This is a genomic window from Streptomyces sp. Ac-502 (assembly GCF_045222935.1).
In the GTDB taxonomy this organism is placed as follows: Bacteria; Actinomycetota; Actinomycetes; order Streptomycetales; family Streptomycetaceae; genus Streptomyces; species Streptomyces monomycini.
Genome location: NZ_JBHFFO010000001.1, coordinates 9469288 through 9493810, shown reverse-complemented (window position 1 = coordinate 9493810; position 24523 = coordinate 9469288). Strand labels below are relative to the sequence as shown.

Annotated in this window: 22 protein-coding genes and 1 pseudogene; 9 read left to right on the top strand and 14 right to left on the bottom strand. The window is 70.7% G+C overall.

The features are described from left to right. Positions 1–17: 17 nt before the first annotated feature. Positions 18–1541, bottom strand: a complete 1524-nt coding sequence (locus tag ACEXOX_RS43180; protein ID WP_406526067.1) for an ATP-binding protein — start codon at positions 1539–1541, stop codon at positions 18–20. A 643-nt stretch (positions 1542–2184) separates the two neighbouring features. Between ACEXOX_RS43180 and bla the strand changes: the two genes are divergently transcribed. Further along, positions 2185–3156 carry a class A beta-lactamase gene (bla, locus tag ACEXOX_RS43175; protein WP_406526671.1) on the top strand — a complete coding sequence of 324 codons (972 nt, stop codon included), beginning with the start codon at positions 2185–2187 and terminating at the stop codon, positions 3154–3156. Here bla and ACEXOX_RS43170 read toward each other — a convergent pair whose 3' ends face one another. The 10 genes and pseudogenes from ACEXOX_RS43170 to ACEXOX_RS43125 form a co-directional block, all read right to left on the bottom strand. Then, the gene (locus tag ACEXOX_RS43170) at positions 3157–3855 is read right to left on the bottom strand and encodes a nitroreductase (protein WP_406526669.1); all 699 of its coding nucleotides are present in this window, start codon (positions 3853–3855) and stop codon (positions 3157–3159) included. It lies immediately after the preceding gene. 80 nt (positions 3856–3935) lie between these two features. Then, positions 3936–4520 carry a TetR/AcrR family transcriptional regulator gene (locus tag ACEXOX_RS43165; protein ID WP_406526066.1) on the bottom strand — a complete coding sequence of 195 codons (585 nt, stop codon included), beginning with the start codon at positions 4518–4520 and terminating at the stop codon, positions 3936–3938. A gap of 136 nt (positions 4521–4656) precedes the next feature. Beyond that, positions 4657–5925 (bottom strand): acyltransferase family protein, encoded by a 1269-nt coding sequence (locus ACEXOX_RS43160; protein ID WP_406526065.1) that lies wholly within the window; start codon positions 5923–5925, stop codon positions 4657–4659. Between the two features lie 301 nt (positions 5926–6226). Beyond that, positions 6227–7150 (bottom strand): SGNH/GDSL hydrolase family protein, encoded by a 924-nt coding sequence (locus tag ACEXOX_RS43155; RefSeq protein WP_406526064.1) that lies wholly within the window; start codon positions 7148–7150, stop codon positions 6227–6229. Between the two features lie 115 nt (positions 7151–7265). After that, positions 7266–8267, bottom strand: a complete 1002-nt coding sequence (locus tag ACEXOX_RS43150) for an epoxide hydrolase (RefSeq protein ID WP_406526063.1) — start codon at positions 8265–8267, stop codon at positions 7266–7268. 227 nt (positions 8268–8494) lie between these two features. Further along, positions 8495–9148, bottom strand: coding sequence for a TetR/AcrR family transcriptional regulator (locus tag ACEXOX_RS43145; protein ID WP_406526062.1), 654 nt, complete (start codon positions 9146–9148; stop codon positions 8495–8497). Positions 9149–9576: 428 nt separating this feature from the next. Then, positions 9577–10137, bottom strand: coding sequence for a phosphotransferase family protein (locus tag ACEXOX_RS43140; protein ID WP_406526668.1), 561 nt, complete (start codon positions 10135–10137; stop codon positions 9577–9579). Between the two features lie 261 nt (positions 10138–10398). Next, positions 10399–10998: pseudogene (locus tag ACEXOX_RS43135) on the bottom strand (nucleotidyltransferase family protein); the annotation flags it as partial. Positions 10999–11007: 9 nt separating this feature from the next. Continuing rightward, positions 11008–12063 (bottom strand): ParB/RepB/Spo0J family partition protein, encoded by a 1056-nt coding sequence (locus ACEXOX_RS43130; protein WP_406526061.1) that lies wholly within the window; start codon positions 12061–12063, stop codon positions 11008–11010. A gap of 558 nt (positions 12064–12621) precedes the next feature. After that, on the bottom strand, positions 12622–14289 hold the full coding sequence (locus ACEXOX_RS43125) for a sigma-70 family RNA polymerase sigma factor (protein WP_406526060.1): 1668 nt from the start codon (positions 14287–14289) through the stop codon (positions 12622–12624). A gap of 327 nt (positions 14290–14616) precedes the next feature. Between ACEXOX_RS43125 and ACEXOX_RS43120 the strand changes: the two genes are divergently transcribed. The 6 genes from ACEXOX_RS43120 (at position 14617) to ACEXOX_RS43095 (ending at position 21709) form a co-directional block, all read left to right on the top strand. After that, a complete protein-coding gene (locus ACEXOX_RS43120; RefSeq protein ID WP_406526059.1) occupies positions 14617–15552 on the top strand; it encodes a D-alanyl-D-alanine carboxypeptidase family protein in 936 nt (311 codons plus the stop codon). 449 nt (positions 15553–16001) lie between these two features. Next, a complete protein-coding gene (locus ACEXOX_RS43115) occupies positions 16002–16916 on the top strand; it encodes a LysR family transcriptional regulator (protein WP_406526058.1) in 915 nt (304 codons plus the stop codon). 276 nt (positions 16917–17192) lie between these two features. Further along, on the top strand, positions 17193–18545 hold the full coding sequence (locus ACEXOX_RS43110) for a CaiB/BaiF CoA transferase family protein (protein ID WP_406526057.1): 1353 nt from the start codon (positions 17193–17195) through the stop codon (positions 18543–18545). Continuing rightward, complete coding sequence (locus tag ACEXOX_RS43105) at positions 18542–19378, top strand: crotonase/enoyl-CoA hydratase family protein (protein ID WP_406526056.1); 837 nt, start codon at positions 18542–18544, stop codon at positions 19376–19378. The genes ACEXOX_RS43110 and ACEXOX_RS43105 overlap by 4 nt, the downstream gene beginning before the upstream one ends. A gap of 76 nt (positions 19379–19454) precedes the next feature. Next, complete coding sequence (locus tag ACEXOX_RS43100) at positions 19455–20420, top strand: 3-hydroxyacyl-CoA dehydrogenase NAD-binding domain-containing protein (protein WP_406526055.1); 966 nt, start codon at positions 19455–19457, stop codon at positions 20418–20420. A 104-nt stretch (positions 20421–20524) separates the two neighbouring features. Beyond that, positions 20525–21709 (top strand): acyl-CoA dehydrogenase family protein, encoded by a 1185-nt coding sequence (locus tag ACEXOX_RS43095; protein ID WP_406526054.1) that lies wholly within the window; start codon positions 20525–20527, stop codon positions 21707–21709. A 144-nt stretch (positions 21710–21853) separates the two neighbouring features. Here the strand turns inward: ACEXOX_RS43095 and ACEXOX_RS43090 are convergent, their stop codons facing one another. From ACEXOX_RS43090 to hemC, 3 genes are all read right to left on the bottom strand, one after another. Next, positions 21854–22219, bottom strand: a complete 366-nt coding sequence (locus ACEXOX_RS43090) for a hypothetical protein (protein WP_406526053.1) — start codon at positions 22217–22219, stop codon at positions 21854–21856. Positions 22220–22227: 8 nt separating this feature from the next. After that, positions 22228–22392, bottom strand: a complete 165-nt coding sequence (locus ACEXOX_RS43085) for a hypothetical protein (RefSeq protein ID WP_406526052.1) — start codon at positions 22390–22392, stop codon at positions 22228–22230. Between the two features lie 129 nt (positions 22393–22521). Next, positions 22522–23457, bottom strand: coding sequence for a hydroxymethylbilane synthase (hemC, locus tag ACEXOX_RS43080; protein ID WP_406526051.1), 936 nt, complete (start codon positions 23455–23457; stop codon positions 22522–22524). Between the two features lie 215 nt (positions 23458–23672). On the opposite strand from hemC, the gene ACEXOX_RS43075 reads away from it, so the two are divergent. Together ACEXOX_RS43075 and ACEXOX_RS43070 are read left to right on the top strand one after the other, a co-directional pair. Further along, positions 23673–23915, top strand: coding sequence for a hypothetical protein (locus ACEXOX_RS43075; RefSeq protein WP_406526050.1), 243 nt, complete (start codon positions 23673–23675; stop codon positions 23913–23915). Positions 23916–24135: 220 nt separating this feature from the next. Then, a complete protein-coding gene (locus ACEXOX_RS43070; RefSeq protein WP_050502668.1) occupies positions 24136–24405 on the top strand; it encodes a hypothetical protein in 270 nt (89 codons plus the stop codon). The last annotated feature ends 118 nt before the right edge of the window (positions 24406–24523 follow it).

Sequence of the window (24523 nt, the reverse complement as noted above, 5' to 3'; positions counted from 1 at the left end):
CATCCTTGTCTGCTGGCTCATCTGCCGGCTCGGTCACTGCTCGGGCTCTGCATCGCTCGGACGCCGGGGGCTCCGCGCCGGGCCCTCCCCGAGGACGCGCCGGAGTCCTCCTCCGGGCCACCGTCGAGGAATGCGGACATCCACAACCCGGCCGGTGCGGAGTGGCCGTCCGACGCCGGAGGGCGGGGAGCGGTGGCGGACGGCGTCGTCTGCTGTGGCCGGGCGGCCGGGATCACGGCGCGGGTGCGCCGCCTGCGCTGCGGGAGCCCGTTGGCGGTGCGGGGGCCGTCGGCGGGCACCGGTTCCTCGGCGACCGCTTCGGCCCGGTGCTTCGGGCCGCTGGGGCGGCGGGGTGGCGGCAGGACCGGCGCCTTGGCCAAGGCCCCGCCGGGCACCGGGGTCACGGTGATCAGTTCCGGCGGTACGACCAGGACCACCCGTACGCCGCCGTACGCGGAGACGCGCAGGGAGACCTTGAAGTGGTTCGTGTGGGACAGCCGGCCGACCACGGCCAGGCCGAGTCGCGGGGACTCCCCCAGGTCGTCCAGGTCCAGTCCGCCGGCGGAGTGCTGCGCCAGGGCCCGCTCGGCGCGGATGCGGGCCTCGTCGGTCAGACCGAGCCCGGCGTCCTCGATCTCCACGGCCACGCCGGACTGCACCTCGGCCGCGGTCAGATGGACACGGGTCTGTGGTGGTGAATAGCGGGTGGCGTTGTCCAGCAGTTCGGCCACGGCATGGATCAGCGGCTCGGCCGCACGGCCGAGAACGCCGACGTCGGCCACCGAGTGCAGATCGACGCGCTGGTAGTCGGTGATCCGGGACATGGCGCCGCGCAACACGTTGAACAGCGGGATGTCCTTCTGCCACTGACGCCCCGGCCGGGCACCGCCGAGGACGGCGATGCTGTCCGCCAGCCGTCCGATCAGCGCGGTCCGGTGATCGAGGTGCAGCAGGTCGCCGAAGACCTGCGGGTCCTGGCCGTGCCGGTCCTCCATCTCCCGTAGCTCCAGGGCCTGTTGATGCACGATGGCCTGGACGCGCCGGGCGATGTTGACGAAGGCACGCTGGGCGGCGTCACGGAGGTCCTCCTCGGCCTCCACGGCTTGCAGGACATAGCGCAGCACCGCGTGGTGTGCGGCTTCGAACCGGGGGCTCACCCGTGAGGGACGGCCGGTACTGCGCAGTACGTCCTCGACCGAGATGCCCTGCTGAAGCCGCGCCATGGCCGCCGGCAGGATCTCCTTGGCCATCCGTACCGTCTCGACCTCCTGCTCGGCCAACTGCCGCTGCAGGGCGGCCTCTCTCTCGGCGTACTGCTTGCGCAGCGCGTCCATCGCGCGGCCCCGGCGCGCGGCCTTGAAGTCCGCGGCGGCCACGGCCGCGGTCGCGAGGACGCCGATCCAGACGGCGTGGGCACGGGCCGCCGAAGGCAGCAGAGGAACAGCCACGGCCACACATATGGCCAGGAGCACGGGTGGCAGCGGCCACCTTGCGGTGGAGGCCGGCCCCGGCCTTCCGGGTGACGCATCAGCACGAACCATCGGCAGCCTCGGAGCATTAAGGGAAGGGACAGGACGTCGTACACGGGAATGCACGTACGTACGCAGGAAAGGCGGCGGAAAACGCGGTGGGCGACCGTTGATTCGCACACACCGAACAATCACCGCAGTACACGCCAGGCCGACGTGCCGCGCACGGTCAACCGGGTTCCAGAACCCCGGACGCCTCGCGCGGCGGCGACCTCACGACAGTTACCGGCGACGTGCCGCAACTGCTCACAACTCGCTGCGCGGCAGTGAGCATAGCGGGGCACGATTGACTCCGAGGGGCATGTGCACACAACACCTGAATGCACTTACGTACGAATATCAGAAGAATCGTTTGGCGCTAGCCGTTCAAAGGAATCGCGTGGAGGCGTGGCGATTGCGAGGCCAATGCCCGCATTTCCTTGTGCGGCCTCGATTCCCGATCAACGGCAGCGCCGTACGGGGAGTGCCGTCAGTCGTGATGATCTGCCCTCGTCCGCGAGGGCGGCCGGTGGCGAGCCGATGACCGTCGTACCTGCTCACACCTGTCACTCGGCGGCCACGCCCAACGCCTGTGCCGGTGCCGCCCGTTGCGGAAATGATCGCCGCGGCCGGGCCGCCGCCCCGTCGCAGCCGTACCATCGCCGCTAGTCGCCGAATGCATGTGCGGAGAAACCATGTGCGGAGGAAAACTGTGACGGTACCGCGATCCCCTCTTCCTCGCCGCGCGCTGCTGGCGGCGGCGTTTGTGCCGCTGGCCGGCTGCACGAGCGGCGGGGCCACCGCTTCCCCGACCGCCCCCGCTTTCCCGACCGCCCCCGCTCCTCCCTCTGCGACTCCCGAAGCGCGACGGCACCGGCGTCTGAACGAGTTGGAACGGGAGTACGGCGCGCGTCTGGGGGTGTACGCGCTCGCCACCGGGACGGGGGCGAGCGTGACGCACCGGGCGGACGAACGCTTCGCGTTCTGTTCCGCGTTCAAGGGGCTGGCGGCCGCGGCGGTTCTGCACCGTAATCCGCTGTCGCATCTGGACACGATCGTCACGTACACCGAAGACGATCTGATGAAGCACTCCCCCGTCACCGGGAAGCACGTGTCCACAGGGATGTCGATCCGCCGGCTGTGCGATGCGGCGGTCCGCTACAGCGACGGAACGGCCGGGAATCTTCTGCTCCGCGATCTCGGCGGGCCGGGCGAACTGACATCGTTCGCCCGGCGCCTCGGCGATCCGGTCACCCGGATGGACCGGATCGAGCCCGCGATCACGGAAGCCACTCCGGGCGATCCGCGCGACACCTCGTCTCCCCGCGCATTCGGCACGGACTACCGAAAGCTCGTAGTGGGGAACGTACTGCCGACCGACAAACGCGCGTTTCTCCGTGATCTGCTGGTACGGAACACCACCGGAGCAGAACGCGTTCGGGCCGGCCTTCCGAAGAGCTGGACCGTGGCCGACAAGACCGGGACCGGGGACTACGGCACACTCAACGACATCGCCGTCGCGTGGCCCACGGAATCCGCGCCACCGATCGTCATCTCGATCATGTCCAGCAAGCCCGCCAAGGATGCCGCGTACGACCAGCAACTTCTCGCCAGGGCCGCGGAATACGTGGTGGCGACGCTCACGTGACTAAACGTGGAAGCGAGTGGTCTCGTGCAGTTCGGCGCGGCGGACGGTGATGTTGTTGATGGGGGCGGAGGTGTCCGCATAACCGAAGGAAATGCCGAACAGGAGCTTGTTGTGAGTCGTGCCGTAGCCGTCGCCGCTGAGGCCCAGTGACTCGCGGACGGTATCGGCGTAGAAGCTCAGGAGGCCTTGCGGGCAGCTGGCGATCCCGTACGCCGTCATGGCGAGCAGAAGCGTCTGCCCGTACATGCCGAGATCGGCGGCCATGCGTTCTTCGGCGTTGGGCGGCAGGAACAGCAGCGCGACATGCGGGGCCCCGTAGAAATTCAGGCTCTCGGCGTTGAATGCCGCGCGCTCTTCATGGTCGTCGCGGCCGATGCCCAGTGCGCCGTACATCGTCGCGCCCGCCTCGTGGCGACGCTGCGCGTACGCACCGGTGTACAAGTCGTCGTGGTAAGGGAAGTCCAGTGACATGCGCTGATCGGCGTGTGCGGCGGTCAGGTCCGCGCTCAGCCGGTCCCTGGCCGCGCCGCTGACCACTTCGACCTGCCAAGGCTGCGTGTTGGAATTGGAAGGAGCCGCGCCGGCCAGGGAGAAGACCGCGCGCACGGTCTCTTCGGGCACTGCTTCCGGGGTGAAGGAACGGGTCGCACGCCGGGCGCGTATCAGGTGTTCGGCGTGGGCGGGCGCATAAGTGGCCATGCTCATGGGGTTCTCGTTTCACACGGGTGCGGATGGTCACGACCGATTCGGTGGTCGCTGCTCCAGGTCCCTGCTCCAGGTCACCGCTCCAGAAAGGAGTCGATGAGGCGGTCGGCCGCTTCTTTCAGCGCGGTGGCGGACTTCTCGGCCGTGTAGATCTGGGTGGTGACGCTGGCGCCTTCCACCAGCATCTGGAGCATGTAGCCCAGGGTGCGGTGATCGTGTACAGGCAGTTGCGAGACCAGTTCCGTCAGCAGTTCCAGGTAATCGGCCTTCAGCTCGTCGACGGCGACGCGTACCGGGTGGGTGCGGTCGGGGAATTCGACGGACGCGTTGACCAGCGGGCAGCCCCGGTATCCGGGCTCACTGATCTGGTCGGCGATGGCGGCGATGACGTGACGGAGCTGCGCCGCCGGGTCGTCCGGGCAGGCGGCGCGTGCCGTCTCCAGCCAGACGCGGGAGGGCACCGCTTTCGCCTTCACATAGGCCAGCGCGAGGCCGTCCTTGGATTCGAAGTTGCGGTAGATGCTCGGCTTTCCGACGCCCGACCGCTCCGCGATCTCGGCGACCCCCGCCGAACGGATGCCTTCCCGGTAGAAAAGCTCGCACGCGGTCTCCCACACGCGCTGGCCCGCCGGCGAGCGCCGCTGCTGTTCGTCTGTCATCGGAACTCCGGTTCACGGTCGACAACGCAGGCGTACCGATCGGTACGCGGTAGACAGTACCGATCGGTACGCGAGGCGTCAAAAGTGCCGGGTAAGGAGGTGAGTCGCAGTGACAGGTGACAGCCGGGTGCGGCTGTCAGCCGGGGCCGGCGGTGAGTTGTGTGAGGTCCACCGAGTCGGCGCCCGAGGCCGGTTCCGGGACAAGGAGGCAGACTGCGGCTACGGCCGCGAGCGCCCCGACCTGGCAAAGCGCACCCGTACGCCCCTTGGCCCAGCGCGCCTTGAACCGTACGGGGTCCTCCACCAGCACCTTGGACAGCCACCCGGCGGCGAGAGACACCGCGAGGAGGACCGCCGTACGGGCCCAGCCGCCGAAACCGAGAACGTCCTCGGAGAGGAGCAGGTAGACCGGCCAGTGCCAGAGGTAGAGGCTGTAGGAGACGGCGCCCAGTGAGCGGAGAGGCCCGCTTCCCAGGAGACGGCCGACCGGTCCGGCCGGATTGTGCGCGAGCAGGGCGAACAGCAGGGCCGCGGCCAGGGCGTGGAGGAAGAGGCCGCCGCGGAAGAGGAAGGGGTCGCCTGGACCCCCGGTCTGGCACCAGTACGCGCCGAGGCCGCACACCAGGGCGGCACAGAGGCCATCGGCCAGGCGACCGGGCGTCCTCGACAGCAGGCGGCGTACCGGATCGGTCGCCATCAGGGCCCCCAGCAGCAGCGAGAAGGCGCGGGTGTCGGTGCCCTCGTACACGCGCGTGGTGTCCGGGCCGTGCGCGAGGGCGATCATGGCAACGAGGGAGAGGACGGCGCCGGCGGCGGCGATCACCGGCACGAGACGGCGTGTGACGCGCCTCCGGGCGAGGACCGCGACCACCACCGGCCAGACGACGTAGAACTGCCACTCGACCCCGATGCTCCACAGGTGGCTGAAGACACGGGTGTCGCCGTCGTTCCAGTAGCCGACCTGGTCGCTGATGAAGTGCCAGTTCGTCGCCTGGAGCGCGGCCCACGGGCCGTCCTCCAGGGCGAAGCCCAGCAGATACGACGGCCCGGCCGCCCGGACCAGGAGCAGCACCGCGACGATCAGCACGATCAGCGCGGGCAGCAGGCGGCGCGCCCGGCGTTCCCAGAAGGCCGCGAGGCGGACCGTACCGTTCCGGTCCGCGGCTTCCTTGAGCAACAGGCCGGTGATGAGGAAGCCGGACAGGACGAAGAAGAGATCCACGCCGAGGAAGCCACCGCCGAAGTGCCCGGCGTGGAAGAACAGCACTCCCAGGACGGCGAGGCCGCGCAAACCGTCCAGGGGCGTGATGTGCCGCCCGGTCGCGCGCGGTCCGGGACGGCCGTGACGGCGGGAAGGCAGCGGAGAGGGCGGTGGGGAGGGCGGCGCGGCCGCAGACGTCGGCATGAACGGTCCTTTTGGGGGCGGCGAGAGAGCAGTAGGGGGCGTGAGATGTCGCCCGGGGCAGGCGGCGGCGACCGGTGGTAGGGCTGTCACTCGGGGCAGCGCACCGGCCGCCGCGCAGTTCAGCTGCTACACGGGCGGCGGTCTACGGCAGCCGGCAGAGGCGGCGGCGCGAACAGGGGCCACAGACAGACAAGGGGCACGGGCGACGGCGCGGACAGAGGCCACAGACAGACAAGGGACACGGGCAACGGGCACGGACAGGGGCCCACAGCGACAGCCGCATGCATGAAGCCGTGCCGACTCACCCGCACTTGAGCTGGCCGTACACCTTGTCGCCGGTCCACGAGCCCTTCGCCCACCGGTCGGCGGCAGCGGGCGTGAAGGAGTACTGCTTGCCCAACTGCTGCCCGAACCAGTTGGCGAACGCCGCGGAGCCCTGCTGGCAGGAGTGGATGCCGTCCTTGCTGCGCTGGGCCTTGGCAGCGGCGCTGTCGGTGCCCCACAGCGCGGAGGCGTCGAGGAAACGGATCTGCCCCGCGTTCTTCCCGGCCGCTTCCTCGGCCGCCTTCGGCGCCGACGCGATGGCGGCTTCGTGGCCCTTGTAGAACTCGTCGATCTTGAACGGTGGGGCGGAGACGATGACGAGTTCGGCGCCCGCGTCCTTCGCCACCTTCGCGAGGCGCTCGTACGAGCTGCTCTGCTGGGCGGGGGTTCCCCAGTCGTAGGTGGTGATCTGGTAGGCGATGACGTCCGGGTGGAAGGACCCGACCGCCTTGGACAGGTCCTTGAAGGTGCCGTCGGCGAACTCAGCGGTGGGGCCGTCGCCCTTGACGACCGTACCGCCGCCCGTGGAAGCGAGGGACTTGAACTCCACGCCGCCGGCCTTCATGGCGGCCCCCAGCGCGGGAGCCTCCGCCTCGGCTATCGAGTCGCCCATCCAGAGCAGCTTGGAGAGCTGCTTACCGCCCTTGTTCTCCGCGGGCGACGCGGCGGCGGACGCCGCGGCACCGTCGTTCTCGCTCTTGCCGGACTGCGCGTTGCCGCAGCCGGTGAGGGCGAGGAGGGAGGCACCCACGACGAGAAGGGCCCCGGCCGCCATGCCCGGTGTCTTCAGCCCTCCGGAGCGCCGCACCGGGGCTGCGAGCGTGGCGGAGGGGTCGGATGTGGTGGACGGGGCGGCCTGCTGCGAGGGGGACGGGGTCTGGTCCATGTGCTTGCTGTGCATGCTTCGAGGCAATCACGGCGCACAGGCGATATCGGCGTCTGTCATCTGCCGCTCACATACCGCGGAAGGACCGTTCATACGACGCTCACTCGGTGACCGCAATAGGGCCCCCAATTCACCGGTAAGTGCGGAAGAACTCGGTGAGATCGCGAGCGAGAAGTTCGGGTTCTTCGTGGGCGGCGAAGTGTCCGCCGCGGGGCATGCGGGTGTATCTGGTGACGTGGTACGTGCGCTCGGCCCAGCTGCGGGGCGGCTGGGTGAGGTCGGCCGGGAACAGGGCGACGGCGGTGGGGACCTCGACGCGTTCGACCCTCCTCGTCAGGCCCTGGGCGTACTCGTAGTAGGGCCGGAAGGACGTCGAGATCGTACGGGTGAACCAGTAGAGCGACGCCTGGGTGAGGAGGAAGTCGTCACTGAACCGGGACGACAGGTCTCCCCCGCAGTCGCTCCACGCACGGTACTTCTCGACGAGCCAGGCGAGCAGCCCGATCGGCGAGTCGGCGAGACCGTAACTCAGTGTGAGCGGACGGGTGCTCTGCTGGTGCATGTACCCGCCCTCCGCCGCGGACCACGCCGCGACGGAATCGAGGTACTCCTGCTCCTCGGGGGTGACAGTGGCCGCGTCGTAGGCGACCGGGGCGGCGACCGCCGTGAGATGTATGCCCACCACGGCCTCGGGGTGCGCCTCGCCGAGCCGGGAGGTGACGCCTGCGCCCAGGTCGCTCCCGTGCGCCGCATAGCGCTCGTATCCGAGTTCGTCGTGCATGAGACGGTGCCAGATCTCGTGCGTCTGCGGGGACTCGGCGAGCGAGGGCCGCTGAGGCGAGAAGGCGAATCCGGGCAGCGAGGGGACGATGACAGTGAACGCGTCGGCGGCGTCGCCCCCGTATCGCGACGGCGCGGCCAGGCGGCGGGCCAGGGCTATCAGTTCGAGGAAGGAGCTGGGCCACCCGTTGGTCAGGACGAGCGGCAGGGCGCCGGGGCGTTCGCTGTCGAAGCGGAGGTAGTGGACGGGGGTGCCGTCGATGTCCGCGAGATGGGACGGCAGGGCGTTGATGGCGGCTTCGTGGGTCCGCCAGTCGTACGTGGAGGCCCAGTGGGCGACGAGGCGGCGCATTTCGTCGGGATCGGCACCGGCCTCTCCTCCGTCGGCGGGCCAGGGGCCGGCCAGCGGGTGTGGAGAAGTCGTGAGCGCAGCTCGTTCAGCTCTTCCTCGGTGACGGCGAGCATGGGCGTGTGGCGGGTCACAGGGGTCTCCATGGCTTCGTTCTCACATGACGGGGGTGCCCCTGGCCTGGGGGTCTCGGGGCAGGGTGACGGCGAGCGCTCCGGTCGCGGCCCTGGTCAGCCGGGCGGGCTGCCGAGCGTCCGGTCGATCGCGTCACGCGTCGCCTCGCGCGACTCCGGCGCGGTCGTGAGCAGCGCATGCAGGATCATTCCCTCCAGCAGGGCGTCCAGCCGGGCGGCGCCGTCCGGGCCGGTGAAACGGGCGAGAACGCCACGGCTGTCCTCCGTCCACGTCTGCGTCAGGGATCGCAGTCCGGGGTCGCGGAGCGCGGCCAGGTGCAGCTCGAAACCGAGGACCGCGCTGCGGTGCCGGGCGGGGCCTCCGTGGACGAGATCGACCAGGACGTCGACGAAGTGCTCGTGCGTCGCGACGTCCTTGAACAGCTCCTCGAACACCGTGGCCTGCTGCTCGACGTGCCGGGCGAACGCCTGCGCCTGGAGATCGTTCAGGCTGGCGAAGTGGTAGGTGACCGACCCGAGCGGCACACCCGCCCGGGCGGCGATGTGCCGATGGGTCGTCCCCGCCACCCCGTACTCCGCGATGACGTCGAGGGTGGCGTCCAGAATGCGCGTCCGGCGATCGGGGTCGTTACGACGGGTCCGCCGCCGCCCGCCACCTGGCCCGGCGGCGACCCGGCGCTCACCACGGGCCGTTTCCTCGGCCGTTTCCTCTTCGGGCGGACCGGGCGGCGGCGGATCGTTATGCAGCATGCGTACAAATGTACGAGCCTTAAGGACAAATGTACACAGCGAAGCCGCACGGCAGCCCAGCCGCTTCCCTCGCCCCCTCCCTCCCCCTCCAGCCCCTACCGCAGGACGCCCCCCACGCCGACCGGCGATAGCCCCGGAACACCCAGCCGGTCCGCGGCGTCGGCCAGGGCGGCGTCCGTGGGGGACGGGCCCGCGTCCTGGCGTCCCGGCGGGGCATCCCGTGGAGGCGGCCCGCGAGCAGCAGATTCTCGGTCGCGGTGGCCATCGGGTCGGTGCCGGGTTTCTGGGCCACGAGACCAATCACCCGAAGGCTGAACCCTGCGGTGAGATGTCGCGGCGAGAGGTAACAAGAGCGCGCGTGGGTGGCAAGCACGTGTCAGTGGCGCGCGCGTGAGTGCCAAGCGCGCCTCCCACGCGACGCGGCTCCGTCAGCGGAGCGCGCGGGCCAGCATGTCGCGGTGAGCACCGACCCACGCGAAGGCGTCCCGGACCTCGGTGACCGCACCGGCGTCGCGGAGGCGCACCATAGCCGGGACTCCCGCCTGGGCGGCAGCCTCGATGCCCCGCCAACACCGGTCCTGCCACCACAGGATCGCGGGAATGAGCCCGCCCCGGTCGGGCAGGTCGTACACGTCGGTGACCAGCCGCAACCGCCGTGCGCTGTCGGCGACGTCCTTGACGCGCGGTCCGAGGCCGATGTACTGCCAGCACACGTGGGCGACGTCGTGGACACGTTCGCCCGGCGCCGCCAGGTCCCAGTCGATGAAGGCCACCGGGCGCAGGATGGCACCGGCCGGCCGGTAGACCGTGTTCCTGGGCGCGAGGTCGTTGTGGCACACGACTTCTTGCGCTCCGGCCAGTTCGGTACCGGCCGTCAGGTCGTGGAACTCGCGTACGAGCCGGGTGACCCGTTCCAGGGTCTCCTCCGCGTACACGGTCGGCGGCTGCTCGCGTTCCCAGGCCGCGTGCCCGTCCAGGTAGGTGAGCATCTCGCGCCCGTCCTCGTCGATGCCGAGGTAGCGCGGTGCGCCGGGCCAGCCGCGGGCCTCGAAGAGCTTCAACAGTCCGCCGACGAAGACGGTGGTGACCGAGGCGGGTCGGCGCACCGTGGCGCCGACCCGTACGACGCGCTGGACGAAGCCGCCCGGCAGCGGTGATTCAGGCATTCTGCCGCTGCGGGGGCTGACGTTCGTGACTTCCGTGACGCTCGTGATGCCTGTGACATCCGGCACGCTCGTGGCATCTGTGCCGCTCGACGCGGGCCATTCGAGGATGGTCAGTTCGGGCCACTGCTCCTGCCACCGAGCCGCCTTCGCCTCGTAGACCCACCGTGGCGCGAGGACGGGGTTGGGACGGACGACGAGGTTGAAGACGTCTGACAGTCCGTGCGGCGCGTACACCCGCCATCGGCCGTCCTGCTCCGTGCGCACGCCCAGGCAGCAGGTCGTCGCGGCGAAACGGTCGATGGCGGCCTCGGTGGAGTCGTGCGGCGGGCAGGCCACGCCGAACCTGGCCTCGTACCAGAGGTGGACGCGCGCCTCGTTGCGGATCTCGACCTCGGCGGGCAGTCCGGTGAAGACCTCGCGGCCGGCCTCGATGACGGCGTTCTCCGCCTCCCAGGAGAGGTCCGTGTCGTCGAAGTAGAAGACGTCGTAGTCCTTGATGCCGGTGGTCGGTGGCCTGCCGGTGACCACGTTCCACACGGTCTGGAACAGGCATCCCGCCGTCACGTACCACCCGGGCAGCTCCAGTGCCGCGGTACGCGACAGCACCTCCGTCAACACGTCGTTGCGGGAGAGCGTCGCTCGCAGGGAGTCGAGTTGCCGGTCGAGAGGGAGTCTGCTGATCACCGGCCTTGCCTACCACATCCCACCCGGAACCGCCCGGTGCCCGCCCGGGCCCTGCACCTCGCGCACCCCGACCGGCGCGGCGGCCTCGCGTCCGGCGGCGCGGTGGGCCAGTTCCGACCAGTTGTCGGCGTACGCGCGGGCCAGTTGGGCGACAGTCCGGCGGTGGCCCTGCGGAAGGCCGTCCGTGATCTTCTCCCACTCTTCCGGGCTGACGGTGTGGATGCCGAGCAGCCGCAGCAGGGTGCGGCCGGTGTCGCTGTAGCGCAGGGCCGGGTCGCCCTTGAGGCGGTCCAAGACCCGGCGCCGGTCCGCCACGGGCATGCGGGTACGGGTTGCCGAGCCGCCGAATGCCGGGCGGGGCCCCGGGGGACGGCCGGGGCCGCGTTCCGGTTGCCCGCCGCGCTTGCCGCGTGCGGCGAGCAGGGGCTCCTCCCCACGGCTGATCCGGTTGCGTACGTCGCGCGCGGTCTCCGGGGAGATGCCGGTCCGCTGCGCGATCTGCCGGAGTGACAGGTCCGGGTCCGCGGCGATGAGTTCGGCGGCCAGCCTGCGGCCCTGGGCTCCGTCGAGCGGGCGGAAGCGGCCGTCCTGGCCGACGCGTCCCCGTTCGGCCGACGCGCCGCCCGGCATCCGCCGGCGGACCTTGGCCACCGTCGCCGGTGCCACTCCCGCGATCGAGGCGATCATCCGGTTCGACCAGATGGGGTGCGAGGCGATGATGCGCTCGGCCGCGCGCTTGCGCTCGGCCTTGGTCAGGGGCAGGCCGTGGCCGGTGTTGGACTCGACGGCGAGGACGAAGGCGTCCGCGTCGTCGCCGTCGAAGAACCGTACGGGGATGGTGGACCAGCCGCGTCGCTCGGCCGCCCGCAACCGGTGTGCGCCGTCGATGACGCGCAGCGTGCCACGGTGGACGATGATGGGTGGCAGCGGCGCGTCGGCGACCGCCAGCAGTTCGATGTGCTCCTGGTTCTCCCCCGAAGTCCTCGGCGAATCGCTCACCGACAAGGCACTGATCTCGACGTCGACGACCGTGTGCAGGTCGACCTGCGACTGCCCAGGTTCCACTTGCCCCTCCTCGGTCCGTAATACTCTCGGTCCGTAATCCCCTCGGTCCGTATTTCCCGTTCGCCCCCAGCCCTTTACGCCTTCCGTCTGGTCGGCCTTCGGTATTCAAGAGAGAGCGGTAACGGTTCCGGAGCGGCGCGGCGCATCCGCTCGTATGCGCTCCCCCGCTTCGGCCTGCTCGGCGCGGCGGGTCGGAAACCGGCGGCCCGTCCCCAAGCCGATGGCCCGCCGCCGCGCCGCCACGGCGGGTCGTTCCAGGTGGCCGTGGTCGTACGGCAGCCCCGGCCGGAGCCCGGCGGCTTTCCGGGCCGGGCGTCCGTGGCTCGAAGGTGCCGTTGTGCTGCTGATGCTGGGCCGGTGCGCCGGGGCGGGGAAGAGGGCTTTTGTCCAGGACTTGTCCAGCACTTGTCCGGCCTGCTCAGGGCGGGGGGCAGCCCCGTTTCCGGACAATTGCGGGAAACTTGTCCGATGAGAATTCCCTTGAATTCTTCCGGAGCTGTACGGGCGAGGAGGAAGCCGACCGGCTCCACGCCCGTACGGATACGTCTCCGTCCTCGGCTAACCCCGCGCGCCGAACACCTGCGTCCACGTCGGCCCGCCCGACGTGTCGTGCGTGCCTATGCCGATTTCCTTGAAATCGCAGTTGAGGATGTTCGCCCGGTGGCCGGGGCTGTTCATCCAGCTCTTCATCACGTCGTCGGCGGAGCGCTGTCCCCTGGCGATGTTCTCGCCGTAAGTGCTCCACCGGTATCCGGCGGCCGTGATGCGGTCGCCCGGGTCCGTGCCGTCCGGGCTGGTGTGGTCGAAATAGTTTCTGGCGTCCATGTCCTGGGAATGGCGCCGGGCCGCGGTGACGAGCTGGTCGTTGGCGCGTACGGGTGAGCAGCCCTGTTTGGCGCGCTCGGCATTGACCAGGGTGGTGACCTGCTGGGCGAAGGCCGATCCGCCGCTTCCGGAACCGGAGGCCGGGGCGGGGGCGGGAGCCGCGGAGGACGGGCGCGGCGCCGGGGCGGCCGGTTCGGAGGGCGCCCGCTTCTTCCTCGGGGTGTGCGGCTCCTTGGAGGACGACGCGGACGGCGACGGAGTGGGGCTCGGGCTGCTGCTCGTCCTGGAGGGGGACGGGGTGGGGGGCGTCGCCGAGGGCGTGGCCAGGGGCGCCGACCCGGGTTCCGTAGCGGCCCGTGGGGTGCCGGGCTCGTCGTCCGGTCCGCCGGTGAACAGCGGCAGCGCGCCGCCCACCGTGGCGAGGGCGGCCGCCGCCACGGCTGCCGCGGTGACGGCGCGACGGCGGCGGACCCGGCGGCTCTCCCGCAGTGCGTCACGGAGCTGGGCGCGGCCGCCTCCCGTGGCCGGTCCGGCGGCCGGAGCCGGCGCCGCGCCGCCTACGGACGCCGACATGGCGGAGACGGGCTGCTGGGAAGTGGCGGCCGCCAGGACCGGGCTCTCCATGGTGTCCGGCGCGAGGGCGGCGGCCAGCGGCACCAAGGCCAGGCCGACGAGCAGCCGGTCGGCGGGCACCAGACCGGACGAGAAGGAGGAGCAAACGGTGCATTCGCGGGCGTGCCGTGCGATGCGCTTGCGCCACAGCGCGGAGGGCGCCCCGTCCCACTGCTCGGTCACCGTGTCCAGCAGGACGCACCGCGGCTCGGCGGACAACGCGCGGACGACCACGCGGGAGACTTCGAGCTGGGACTTCATCCGCTGGACCCGTACGGCCGTGTGCTGAGGCGTCAGCTCCATCGCGGCGGCGACCTCCGCGCGGGTCAGCTCGCCGGCCGCTTCCAGCCACCACAGGGACAGCAGCGCGCGGTCGCCCTCGTCGAGCCAGCGGGTGGCTTCGGCGACCTCCCGGCGCTGTCCGGACAGGCCGAGGCGGACGATGGTCAGCCCGACGAAGTCGGCGCGGGGGTCGGGGACGTCGTAGGCGTCGTCCAGGCCACCGGCGACGGGGGCGGCCTGGTCCTGCCGCCAGTGCGCCCGTATCTGGTTCATCGTGATGGCCACCAGCCAGGACCGGAAGCTGCCCGGGTCACGGAGGTCACCGAGGCTGCCGAGGGCCCGGAGCATCGTCTCCTGCGCCACGTCGTCCACGTCCGCGTGGCCGTGCAACGCGCGTCCCACGATGTTGTACACCAGGGGCATGGCCGCGGTGACGAGCTGGTCCCTGGCCTGCCCGTCCCCCGCCTGCGCGGCCGCAATCACCGCAGGATCGAGTTCGCTGCTCACGCTCTGTCCACTCTCTTTCGGCTCGGGCTTGTTCCGTCCCACACACAGGAGATGCTGCGGGGGCGGAGCCGATAACAGAAATCGAGCAACCGTCCGTCAGATGCGTACAAGCTCGTACCGGGCGGGTGCGAAGCCCTCCGGAAGCGGCGACGGGATGCGCCAGAGGTGCGGCTCCCGGGACGGCCTCGCCCCGCCCGTTCCCGAAATGTCGGGGGAAGAGTTGGGGGAAGTGCGCCGCCGGGTGCATCCTTCGGCGTGACTCGTGCGTCTCACGAGAAAGCCACCCTCTCATGTGGCCGTACTAGAGCGGCATTTGGAGAAAACACGTTGAAAACTGGCATCAAGGGCGTACGTCGCCTGTCCGCGACGGCCGTCACCGCCGCGGGAGCCGTTCTGCTGACCGGGACGTTCGCCGCTTCGGCACAGGCCGCGGCGCCCCAGGCCGCCCCGGCGAAGGCCGCGGTCAAGGCCGCGGCACCCAAGGCTCCCGCGATCACCGCGGTGGGCGGTTTCGTGATGAACAACGGCAACGGCAAGACGGCCTTCGCCAAGGCGGCGGACAGCCACCGTTCCATGGGCTCCACCACCAAGATCATGACGGCTCAGGTGGTGCTGTCCCAGAAGAAGCTCAACCTGGACACCAAGGTCACGATCGACAAGGCGTACAGCGACTACATCGTCGCCAAGACCGCCTCGTCGGCCCGGCTCATCGTCGGTGACAAGGTCACCGTCCGCCAGCTGCTGTACGGGCTGATGCTCCCGTCCGGCTGCGACGCGGCGTACGCGCTGGCCGACAAGTTCGGCAGCGGGTCCACGCGGGCGGCGCGGGTGAAGTCGTTCATCGGCCAGATGAACACCGCGGCGAAGAACCTCGGCCTGAAGAACACGCGCTTCGACTCGTTCGACGGCATCGGCAACGGTGCGAACTACTCGACGCCGCGTGATCTGACGAAGCTGGCCTCCAGCGCGATGAAGAACGCCACGTTCCGCAGCGTCGTGGGCACCAAGTCCACCAAGCAGAAGGTCACGACGAAGAGCGGCGGCTACCGCTACATGTCGTGGACCAACACCAACAACCTGCTCGGCAGCTACGCCGGCACCATCGGCGTCAAGACGGGCTCCGGCCCGGAGGCCAAGTACTGCCTGGTCTTCGCCGCCACCCGGAAGGGCAAGACGGTCATCGGTACGGTCCTCGCCTCCTCCTCGGCGGCCAACCGCACCGCCGACGCGAAGAAGCTGCTGGACTACGGCTTCGCGGTGTGACACACGGAGAGGGCCTGCCCGCGGCATCCGGCCGCGGGCAGGCCCTTTCCTTGCGGTCCTCCGGGACGGCAGGCCCCGGTGGCTCCCCCCATGGTGGGGGTGCCCCCAGGCCGGGGCGGGGGCCGGCCGCATTCTCCGCGCCGGGATACGGGACGTCCTCGCCCTGCGGTGGCCCCGGCCGAACGGCCGCACCGTGCGTTCCTGTCTCCTGGCCCTCGCGGTCCCGGCAGCGCTGACCACCGTCGCGCTCGGCGTCGATGGATCCCCTACACATGGGGCTGACCGGGTGGCACGGCTGGATCGTGACGGCCGCGTTCGTCGTCTTCCTCGCGCTGACCGGGCGCCTCCGGCCCCTCCGCATACGCCCCCGGCGGCCGCCGGCACCCGTCAACGCCCCGCCCGTACCCGGGTGCCGGAGCCGCCGTGACCCGGCGAGTAGGCTCCGTGCGATGGAGATCTTCCACCTGCGCTACTTCGTGGCGGTCGCCGAGCACCTGAGCTTTTCTCAGGCCGCCCGCCATCTGCACATGGCGACCTCGCCCCTGAGCCAGCGGGTGCGGGATCTCGAACGCGAACTCGGGCAGAAACTCTTCGACCGGGACTCCCACCATGTGGCACTCTCCCCCGCCGGCCGGACCCTGCTGCCCATCGCCAAGGACGTGCTGGGCCGGTTCGACGACATTCCCTGGCGGCTGCGCCGGGCGATAGGGCCCGAGCGGCGTGCCGTTTACGTGGGCGTGCCGCCCGCGCTGCATCCGCGGATGCGGGAGCGTCTGACGCGGCTGGAGGAGCGCTGCTCCGAACAGTTCGACGTCAAACGCTGGCCCGGGAAGAGCGGCAATCTCCTGAACGCGGTGCAGCGCGGCGACCTGGCCATGGCCCTGGTCCATCTGCCCGTGCACGCCGAGGGCATCGAGGTGGTGGAATTGCTGCACGAGCCGCTGGGCGCGGTGCTGCCGGCCGCCGACTTCCGCGGCCGCGCCTCGGTGTCGCTGAGCGAACTCACCAGTTACACCTATGTCTGTTCCGCACCCGGAACCCTGCCGACCTATTTCGAGCAGATCAAGGTACGACTGAAAGCCGCGGGCATCCACAAGGAAATCACCTTGAACATCGGCGACTATGCGAGCGTCGCGGAAATGGTGGCGAACGGCTCGACTTTCGGCATCACCTTGCTGGACCGGGAGAACAACGCGAACTCCTACGGCAACGACGCGAATGTGGTGCTGCCGTTCCGGGATTTCTCCCCGTCGCTGGCGACCGGGCTGATCTGGCGGCGCGACCGGGGAGAAGCCGACGGCGACCTGCACTTCCTGGTACGGGAAGCGCGGTGCGCACTGCCGGATCCGGCCGGTACGGACTGAGGGGGCGCCGTACCCGGCGACGACGGCTCCGCAACGGCGGCCCAGTCTCCGTAATCAGTCTTTCCAAAAGGCACGAAGAGCGGCGTGACCACAGTGGTCACGCCGCTCTTCGTGTATTGGTGTCACCCATGGATTGAGTATCCGCGCGGCCCGGGTCTAGCGTTTCCGAAGGAAGAAGGAAGAAGGAACAGAGGACAAGGGATGCGAGACACAGCGTGTTTCCCCTATTCGTCCCGGAGCTTTTCCTACCTGAGGCTTTTCCGACCTGGAGTGGTGATGGCACCCGTAACATCCGCAGCATCCCCGGAGGACACCGCGGTACGTCCCGACCCCGGCGACACCGTCGAAAGCGGCAGGGGCGAAGGCGACAGCAGCAGAAGTGGCGGCAACGACCACCCCGCCGTCGGCCCGCTCGCCGGGGTCCGCGTCATCGACATGGCCACGGTCGTGATGGGCCCGTACGCCGCCCAGATCCTCGGCGACCTCGGCGCCGACGTCATCAAGATCGAGTCGCCGAACGACACCGTACGCGTCGGCGCCGTGCACCGCACGCCCGGTATGACGCCGCTGAACCTCAACGTCAACCGCAACAAGCGCAGCGTCACCCTCAACCTCAAGGACGACACCGACCGGAACCGGGCCCTGGAGCTGATCGGCACGGCCGACATCCTCGTCACCAACATGCGCATCGGCGCGCTGCGCCGCCTGGGCATGGACTACGACAGTCTCGCCGCCGCACACCCCCACCTGATCTATGCCCACGCGCAGGGTTTCCGCCCTGATTCCGACCGGGCGCAGCTGGCCGCGTACGACGAGACCGTCCAGGCGGCCTCCGGGCTGCTGGACCTGGCGGAACGCTCGGGTGACGTGGGCGCCCCGGTGGTCCTGCCGAGCATCTTCGCCGACAAGGTCGCCGCGCTGTCGATCGTGTACGCGACGCTGGCCGCCCTGGTCCACCAGCGGGCGACCGGCCAGGGGCAGCACGTCGAGGTGCCGATGGTGGACACGCTGCTGGCGTTCAACCTGGTCGAGCACTTGCAGGGGCGGATCTACGAACCGCCGATGGGCCCGACCGGCTTCCCGCTGTCCATGAACAAGGGGCACCGGGCACGGCCCACGAAGGACGGCCTGGCGATGATCATTCCGTACGGCCCGCAGAACTTCCGCGACCTGTTCGCGGCCGCCGGCCGGCCCGACCTGGCCGGGGACCCGCGCGTCAACGGCGAGTTCATCGACTCCGTGCGCGACGGGGAAGCGCTCGCCGAACTGCTGGAGACGGTGACGCCGCGGCTGACCACGGCCGAGTGGATGGAGGTATGCACCACGCACAGCATTCCCATGGGGCCGGTGCTGCGGCTCGACGAGGCGCCGGACGACCCGTACGTCCGTGAGGGGCACCTGATGGACGTGGCGGAGCACCCCAGCGAGGGCGCCTACCGCGTAGTGGGCGTGCCGCTGGCCTTCTCCGCCACGCCCGCCTCGATACGCCGGCACGCCCCGCTGCCGGGTCAGCACACGGCGGAGGTCCTCGCCGAACTCGCCGAACTGGCCCGCACCACGGAAGCCACCGCCACGACGACGGCTCAGCGCACGCAGTCCGAGGCCGCCGCGAAGGAGGAGCAGCGATGAGCACCCCGGTTTGCCAGGACACCGCGGCGGACGACGGGCCGGTGCAGGTCCGGTACAAGCCGCTCGGCACGGACGAGGGCGCGAGCAAGGATCACGCAGGCAGCGCCCTGGTGATCACCATCAATCGGCCCCGGGCCCGTAACGCCGTGGACGCGGCGGTCGCCGAGGGCATCGCCGCCGCCGTGGACACCCTGGAGTCCGATCCCGCCCTCCGGGTGGGCGTACTCACCGGCGCGGAGGGCACGTTCAGCGCCGGGATGGACCTCAAGGCGGCGGCCCGCGGCGAGCGCGTGAACCTGCCCGGCAAGGGGTTCGCCGGACTGGTGGAGGCCCGTACCACCAAGCCGCTGATCGCGGCGGTCGAGGGCTTCGCCATGGGCGGCGGCTTCGAGCTGGCTCTCGCCTGTGACCTGGTGGTCGCGGCGGACGGCGCGCGCTTCGCGCTCCCCGAGGTCAAGCGCGGTCTGATCGCCGGAGGCGGCGGCGCGCTGCGGCTGCCCCGGCGCATCCCGTACCACCTGGCCATGGAACTGCTGCTGACCGGCCGGACCGTCACCGCCGAACGTGCCAGCGCGCTCGGAATCGTCAACCAGGTGAGCAAGGACGGCCAGGCCCTGGCCACCGCTCTGGCCCTCGCCGCGGAGGTGGCGCGGAACGCGCCGCTGGCGCTGGCCGCCGTGAAGGAGGTCGTCCGGCAGGCGGACGGCATACCGGAGTCCGAGGCCTTCACCGCACAGGCCGAGGCGATCGGCAGGCTGGTCCGCTCGGAGGACTTCGCCGAAGGGGTACGTGCTTTCAGCGAAAAGCGGGCACCCCGCTGGAGCGCCCGATGAACGGAGGAAAGCGCCTCGGCGATCTCCGCACACCGCTCACCGCCCTCTACTCGGCCCATGTCTGAGGAGCACTGCCATGTCCCCCACCCACCACAACCTCACGTCGCCCATCGGTACCGTGGCCATCGTCGGAGCCGGCACCATCGGCCTGTCCTGGGCCGCCCTGTTCGCCGCTCACGGTCTGCCCGTGACCGTCACCGATCCGCGTGAGGACCTGGACGACGCCGTGGCCGAGGCGTTGCCGCTGCTCGCCGACGGGCTGCCGGGTGCCGAAGCCGAGGAGCTGCGCGGCCGTATCCGTACGACGCACGACCTGGCCGCGGCCGTCGCCGACGCGGACCTCGTGCAGGAGAACGGACCGGAGAACCTGGAGTTCAAGCAGCGGCTGTTCGCCGACATCGCGCGGCACGCCCCCGCCGGGTCCGTGCTGGCCACGTCCAGCTCCGGAATCGTCGCCACCGCCATCGCCGCGCCCCTGCCGGACGCGACCGCCGCGCGGCTGCTGGTCGCGCATCCCTTCAATCCGCCGCACCTTCTGCCGCTGGTGGAGATCGTGCCCGGCGAACGCACCTCCGAGGAAGCCGTCGAGACCGCCACGGCTTTCTACCGTGCGCTGGGCAAGACGCCGGTGCGGCTGCGCAAGGAGCTGCCCGGGTTCGCGGCCAACCGTTTGCAGGGCGCCGTCCTCCAGGAGGCGGTGCACCTGGTGCTCAGCGGCGTGCTCGACGCCGGCGAGGTGGACACCGTGATGAAGGCGTCGCTGGGCGGCCGGTACGCCACCGTCGGCCCGTTCGAGAGCTTCCACCTCGGCGGCGGACCGGGCGGCATCCGGCACATGATGGACCACCTCGGCCCGGGGCTCGTCGAGGGCTGGCAGCGCCTCGGCCACCCGGAGCTGGACGACATCGCCACGGCCACGGTCGTCTCCCAGACCGAAGCCGCGTACGGGCACGGTCCGGACGCCTACCGCGAGCGCGCCGCGCTGCGCGACCGCAAGCAGCTCGCCCTCAACGACGCGCTCAGCCGGGCCGAACAGGCCTGATGCCCCGGGGCGGCCTGGGCCAGGTCTGGTTCTCCGGCCCCGGTCCGGAACCGCCGATCCGCTCGTACGTACCCACGCACCCCCAGCACAGCCAGGAGCACACCATGCCCAAGCCCGCCAACCCCGCCCCCGACTTCTTCGGCTTCGCCGACCTCCTCGACGACGGCGAACGCGCCGAACTCGCCGCCGTGCGCGACTATCTGGAGGCCGAGATCAAGCCGCTGGCCAACGACGCCTGGGACCGGGCGGAGTTCCCCTTCGAGGCGATCGAGAAGATCGCCAAGCTGGGCCTGGCCGGCTACCACTACCCCGAGTACGGTGACGGCCGCCCGCGCAGCGAGCTGTTCTCCGGCTTCCTCACCCTGGAACTCAACCGCGTCGACCCGTCCCTGGCGGTGTTCGCCGGGGTGCACAACGGTCTGGCGATGGGCAGCATCCACGGTGGCGGTGACCAGGAGCAGCGCGATCGCTGGCTGCCGGACATGGCCGCGATGCGGACCATCGGCGCCTTCGCCCTGACCGAGCCGGAAGGCGGCTCGGACGTCGCGGGCGGCATGCGCACCACGGCCCGGCGCGACGGCGACACCTGGGTGCTCAACGGCGCCAAGCGCTGGATCGGCAACGGCACCTTCGCCGACGTCGTCGTGGTGTGGGCGCGCGACACCGCCGACAACAACGTCAAGGGATTCGTGGTGCGCCAGGGCACCCCCGGCTTCACCGCCACGAAGATCGAGGGCAAGATCGCGCTGCGTACCGTGCAGAACGCCGACATCACGCTGGACGAGGTCCGCGTACCGGAGACCGACCGCCTTCAGCGGATCAACAGCTTCCGGGACACCGCCGCCGTCCTGGCGCGCACCCGCGGCGGAGTGGCCTGGCAGGCCCTGGGCGTGGCCGTACGCGCCTACGAACTCGCCCGCGAGTACGCCGTCCAGCGCGTGCAGTTCGGCAAGCCGATCGGTGCCTTCCAGATGATCCAGGACCTGCTGGTCAAGATACTGGGCAACGTCACCGCCATGTTCGGCATGGTCGTGCGCCTCAACCAGCTCACCGCCGCGGGGCGGGCCGGTGCGGAGCAGGCCGCGCTGGCCAAGGCGTTCACCACGACCCGGATGCGCGAGTGCGTCGCCTGGGCGCGCGAGCTCTTCGGGGGCAACGGCATCGTCCTCGACTACGAGATCGCGAAGTTCTTCGCCGACGCGGAGGCGGTCTACTCCTTCGAGGGCTCCCGTGAGATGAACACCCTCATCGTCGGCAGGTCCATCACCGGCCACAGCGCCTTCGCGTAGGCACCGGGCCCGCACCGCTCCCTTGGCGCCGGGCCTCGCACCGCTCCCGTCCTGTGCGGGGGCGGTGTCGTCGTGCCTTCGGGTGTCGAGGCGGGGTGTAGCCGTCAGGGGTCGGGGGTTGCTGTCACTGGTCGGGGGCGCCTGTCACTGGTCGGGAGCGGCTGTCACGGATTCGTGGCGGCCGAGGCGGGCTGAGGCGACGGAGGCTGCGGATTTCATCCGTTCCTCGTCGTACTGCTTCCAGTCGGCGGGCGGCCAGGTCGCCTCGGGGGCCGCGAGCGACCGGTCGATGTGCTCCCGCAGCCCTTCGCCGAAGAAGTCGGACACCTGTCGTACCAGCTTCAGTGCCTCGATGGTGCCCGAGCTGAGGGGCCTGGCCATCCGGTCCGTGCCGCCCGGCACACTGCGCGGGGCGGTGTGCGCGTGGTGCGCCGCCCGCAGCGCGTGGCTCTGCAGGCCGGCACACGCGTAACCGACCGCCAGGGCGATCCGCCGCACCGCGTCGTCCACCCCACGTGTCAGCTCACCCGCGCCCAGGAGCGTCTGGTGCGGGCTGCCAGGCCCTTCGAGTCCGTCCGCCGTGCGCGGCGGCAGCTTTTCTCCTCGGCGTCGAGCAGCCGGTGCGCCCGTTCCATGACGGTCGCGACGAAGGCCAGCTCTTCCAGGTCGATGGAGTGGGTCATGGCGGTCCTCCCGTGCCGTGTGCGTACAACGGCACCGTAGGGACGGCTGGTCCCATACATGACCCGATCCGCCAAAAGCAGACCCATTGGAGTTACGGGCGGGCCTGCCTCCGGTACGCCGACGGCCCGTCAGTGCGCGATGGAGTCGATGAGGTCGCGCGCTCCCTGGCGCAGCAGCGCGACGGCGACGGACGTGCCCAGGGTGGCCGGGTCGAGCGGCCCGGCCCACTCGTGTGCATTGAGCACGGTCTTGCCGTCGGGAGTGAACACGCAGGCCCGCAGGGACAGTTCGCCGCTGCGTTCGGTCTTCGCGTACCCGGCGATCGGCGAGTTGCAGTGGCCCTGCAGCACGTGCAGGAACATACGTTCAGCAGTCGCTTCCCGGAAGGCGTCGCGGTCGCCGAGCGCGCCGACCGCGTCATTGGTGCCGGTGTCGTCCTCGCGGCACTGGAGGGCCAGAATGCCGGCGCCGATGGGCGGGCACATCGTCTCGGCCGGCAGGATCTCGGTGATGACGTCGCGACGGCCGATGCGCTCCAGCCCGGAGACGGCCAGCAGCAGGGCGTCGGCGTCCCCCGCGTGCAGCTTCTCCAGACGGCGGTTGGCGTTGCCGCGCATCGGCACGCACTCCAGGTGCGGATACGAGGCGGCGAGCTGCGCGACACGGCGTACGGAGGACGTGCCGATGCGCGTGCCGTCGGGCAGCTCGTCGAGGGTGAGGCCGCCGGGGTGGATGAGCGCGTCGCGGATGTCGTCACGTTCGAGGAAGGCGGCGAAGGTGGTCCCGGCGGGCAGGGGGCGGTCGGCCGGGATGTCCTTGACACAGTGCACGGCGAGGTCCGCCTCCCCGGCCAGCAGGGCGGCGTCCACCTCCTTGGTGAAGGCGCCCTTCCCTCCGAGTTTGGAGAGGTCGCCCATCCAGCGGTCACCGGAAGTCGTGACGGGCACGACCTCCGTACGGGTTCCGGGGTGCCGGGCGGCCAGCTCGCCGCGTACGCGTTCCACCTGGGCGAGCGCCATGGGAGAGGAACGCGAGACGATACGGATCAGTTCAGGCGCGGACATGGCGTACACCCTAGGGCGTCGGGGCTCGGCTCCGGCTCGTCGGACACTTGGACACGGGGTGGGCGGGGGTGGCCGGGGGCGGGTGGGGCTGACGGGATGGGCGGGGCTACCGGGAATGGGCGGGAGCCGCCGGAAGCGGGGCGGATGCGGCCGGAGGCGGGGCGGGGCGGACGCGGCCGGAGGCGGGGCGCGGGCCGCGGTTCCGGCTCGCCCGGTTGGGCGCGGCCACCCGGGAACTCTTCGATGAACGGCTGGACGATGCCCCGGTCCGCGCACGGATCCGGCACGCGCTGAGCCGGGAACCCGAGCGCGACGCTTCCTTCCAGGTGTACGTCCACCACCCGCAGCCGGATGCCCGGCGCGGTCGCGGAAGGCATGCGCAAAGGGCGCTGACGGAGGACACTCGCGAAGGGCGCCATCACCACGTCGGTTTCGTCGCGGGCGGCACGGTCGTCTGACCGGACGCGCCCGCCAATGACGGGGCCTGTACGTGGCTATCCCTGGGACGAGTTCCAGACCTGACGGGGGATGAGGCCCTGACGGGTGGTGAGGCGAGGCCGTCGGGAGGGGGCCACGAGGGCGTCGTCACCCCGTTCGCCCATCCCGGCGTGCGGACCGGCGAAGGCTGGGTCAAGGTCATCTCGTCAGGTCCACCCACCTCAGTCTCAGGAGAGTCACATGCTTCGAAACGTCGCGATCACCCTCGCCGGTGTCACGGCGGCCGGTTTCCTGGCCGCCGGGCCCGCCGCCGCCGACTCGGGCGGTGGCGCCGCCGCGGCAGGCGCGTACGGCTCCGGCGGCTACTCGTCGGAGAACACGCTCGGCGGGTACCGCCACTACAACGTCGGCGGCCCCTCGGGTGTCACCGCCACCGGCGCTGCCTACGCCCACAGCAAGGCGAGCGGTGAGTTCGACTACGGCCGCTACTTCAAGGCCGTCTGGCGCTGACCCGGATGCGCGTCGGCACGCCGACGGCCGCGCCCCGCGTCCTTCCACGGCGCGGGGGCGCGTAGGCACCGTCAGGTTGCCCGCCGACGGCCCGTGGCACCGGCTGTCACCTCCCCTT